The sequence below is a fragment of the Mycobacterium sp. genome (assembly GCF_050701515.1).
Lineage (GTDB): Bacteria > Actinomycetota > Actinomycetes > Mycobacteriales > Mycobacteriaceae > Mycobacterium.
In genome coordinates this window covers 1-2,295 of the sequence record NZ_JBOGDB010000050.1, presented here as the reverse complement: position 1 = coordinate 2,295, position 2,295 = coordinate 1, and the positions used below count along the sequence as shown (strand labels likewise).

The following is a 2,295-nucleotide window of genomic DNA, read 5'->3' as shown; positions in this document are numbered from 1 at the left end:
GCGCTGACGAGGGCACGCATTCTCGACGCAGCTGCGCGTGTGCTCAGCGCCAATGGATACGCGGGTCTGCGGCTGACCGACGTCGCTGCGGAGGCCGAAATCCAGGCACCCGCCATTTATTACTACTACGCGTCTAAAGACGAGTTGATCGAAGAGGTGATGTGGGCCGGAATCGCTGACATGCGTGACCACGTTGCTGCGGCCCTGAGCGAGCTACCGGACGGCACGCAGCCACTCGAACGGCTGCTCGTGGCGGTAGAGGCTCACCTTCGCCACGCGCTGCAGATATCCGACTACACAACGGCATCCATCCGCAACGCCGGTCAGGTCCCGCTGCCGATTCGCAAGCGTCAAATCCAGGAAGAGGAGCGCTATGGCGAGGTCTGGCGCAGACTGATCAACGAGTTGGCCCGCGACGGCCGGCTTCGACCAGATCTGAATCTGTATATCGCACAGATGCTTGTTCTGGGCGCCCTGAATTGGGCGGTGGAGTGGTGGAATCCCCGCCGCGGGTCCCTGGAAGCCGTTGTCGCCAACGCACAATCGTTCATTCGCCACGGAATCGCCGCCACCGACTGATCGCTAGCCAGTTTGTCACGCGCGGGCACACCTGACGCGCCGAGATGGGCGGTTGCCCAAGCTTCGCTTAATATCGAATCGTGGCTAAAAAATCCGCGACGTATCAGAACGCGGCACCCGACGAAGCGGTCTCCAAGTCGGCGCGAACCCGGAACCGCATCCTCAACGCCGCCGCCCACGTCCTGAGCGTGAAGGGCTACGCCGGCACGCGCCTGTCCGATGTCGCCGACTACGCCGAGCTCCAAGCACCTGCGATCTACTACTACTTCGCGTCGCGCGATGACCTGATCGAGGAGGTCATGTACGCCGGGATAGCCGACATGCGCAAGCACCTGCAGGGCGTGCTAGACGTGCTGCCGCAGGAGGCCTCACCGATAGACAAAATCCTCGCCGCTGTCGAGGCGCATCTTCGTCATGAGCTTGAGCTGTCGGACTACGCCTCAGCATCCATCCGCAACGCCGGGCAGATTCCCGAGCGGCTGCGGACGCGCCAACTCAAGGAAGAAGCTGCCTATGGGCGGATCTGGCGGCGCCTATTTGATGAAGCACGCGTCGACGGTCAGCTGCGCAGCGATCTCGACGCACGGCATGCACAGTTACTGGTGCTCGGTGCCTTGAACTGGTCCGCGGAGTGGTTCGATCCCCGTCGCAGTTCGGTGGACGCGATTGTGTCCAACGCTCAAGTGCTGGTGCGCAACGGCCTCAGTCCGGTGCCGCCAGCGCCACGTCGCACCAAGCACATGCGCAGGGCCGCAACAAGCCGCTGACCCGCCGCCGCTCGAATACGGTTTCGCTCCCGAACAAATTCTATGCTAGATTAAAATAATGGGAGAGGGCAGCGGACAGGCCGACGTCACCACCATCGAGCAGGTCTAGCCGGTGCGGCGAACGGTGTACGGGCCGGACCATGAGGCGTATCGCGAGACCGTTGGTGAGTTCCTGGCGCGTGAAGTCGTTCCCCACCAGCAGGACTGGGATCGGCAGCACATGATCGACCGGGCGGTGTTCGCCCGCGCCGCCAAAGCCGGCATCTACGCGTTGCAGATTGATGAGCGCTTCGGAGGCGCCGGCGAGCACGACTACCGCTACCGGATGGTGGTATGTGAAGAACTGGCACGGGTTTTCGCATTTTCCTTCGGCCTGACCGTGAGCCTGCAGGACGATCTGGTGCTGCATTACCTACTCGACCTGACCGACGAACAGCAGAAAGGGCGCTGGCTACCCGGCTTCGCCTCCGGCGAGCTGATCGGCGCGCTGGCGATGACAGAACCCGGCGCGGGCAGCGACCTCAAAGGCATCCGCACCACCGCCCGCCGCGACGGGGATCAGTGGATCCTCAATGGGCAGAAAACCTTTATCTCTAGCGGCATCATGGCCGACGTCGTCGTTGTGGCCGCGCGCACTAACCCCGAGGATGGCTCAAGGGCCTTCAGCTTGTTCGTCGTCGAGCGCGACACCCCGGGCTTCGAACGCGGCCGTCAGCTCGACAAGATCGGGTTGCCCGCTCAGGACACCTCCGAGCTGTTCTTCCACGACGCAGTCGTGCCAGCGGCCAACCTCGTTGGCGACGTAGGTCGGGGGCTGGAGTACTTGATGAGCCATCTGCCACGCGAAAGGCTGGGTGTCACGGCCAAGGCAATCGCCAACACCCGGGCCATCTTCGATCACACCGTCGAATACTGCCGGCGGCGCACGGCATTCGGTCAACCCCTAACG

3 protein-coding genes are annotated in these 2,295 nt (G+C 63.1%); all 3 read left to right on the top strand.

Annotated elements, in window-relative coordinates; translation table 11 throughout:
- Positions 1–579, top strand: a 579-nt coding sequence (locus ACRDU5_RS04095) for a TetR/AcrR family transcriptional regulator (RefSeq protein WP_526613021.1), incomplete at its 5' end; no start/stop codon positions are given.
- 80 nt (positions 580–659) lie between these two features.
- On the top strand, positions 660–1,346 hold the full coding sequence (locus tag ACRDU5_RS04090; RefSeq protein ID WP_526613020.1) for a TetR/AcrR family transcriptional regulator: 687 nt from the start codon (positions 660–662) through the stop codon (positions 1,344–1,346).
- 112 nt (positions 1,347–1,458) lie between these two features.
- On the top strand, positions 1,459–2,295 hold an 837-nt coding region (locus ACRDU5_RS04085), incomplete at its 3' end, for an acyl-CoA dehydrogenase family protein (protein ID WP_526613018.1).